Source organism: Klebsiella sp. S69, from assembly GCF_016516145.1.
Taxonomy (GTDB): domain Bacteria; phylum Pseudomonadota; class Gammaproteobacteria; order Enterobacterales; family Enterobacteriaceae; genus Klebsiella; species Klebsiella oxytoca.
Genome location: NZ_JACVUU010000083.1, coordinates 1 through 604 on the forward strand (window position 1 = coordinate 1; position 604 = coordinate 604).

Here is a 604-nt window from a genome sequence, read left to right on the forward strand (position 1 = left end):
AAAGAGATTTTCCTGTGCCGGCGAGAGAACGCCACTATCCTGTCTGGCCAGGGCAAGCGCCACCAATGCACACCATGCCAGATGGCCGGTTCTGTCTGTCATTGCCATACCGGCAGACTCCCTTTACTGATATTCATCCCTTACTTTAATTCACCGTTGAGTGGCTAACACTTCAGCTCATCACGCAACTGCCAGGTTGCCCCGCCGAAGCAGGCCGCACCGACTGTCTGTTCCCAGGTTTCCTTCAGCTCCAGCTGCTTCTCCAGCGCGTGAAAATCAGCGTGAGAGAGCACGATATCTTCCCGTTCGCCGGGAGATTCCAGAACATAGCCGTCAGGTACCCGCGCCTCTGACTGAGCGGCTTTTTTGGCGCACATACGGTAAAAGGTTTTAATGCATCCTCCACGCACAAGGGCATCCATGATAATGCGGTCAGCAACACGCATAACGGCCTCCGGTCAGAATCTCCAGCGCCACTTTACCACAATCACATGATTTTGTTGAGTTTATAAAGTCTTAAATACACTCCGCACGGAGTTTTAAAATGCGCGTGAGCGCATGGGAGGCGCAAAGCGCCGGAGACCCCCGCAGCGAAGCGAGGACG

1 protein-coding gene is annotated in these 604 nt (G+C 54.1%); it reads right to left on the reverse strand.

What is annotated here, in order from left to right; all coding sequences use genetic code 11:
• Positions 1–164: 164 nt before the first annotated feature.
• Complete coding sequence (locus IAE27_RS29325; RefSeq protein ID WP_200093434.1) at positions 165–446, reverse strand: cytoplasmic protein; 282 nt, start codon at positions 444–446, stop codon at positions 165–167.
• Positions 447–604: the final 158 nt, after the last annotated feature.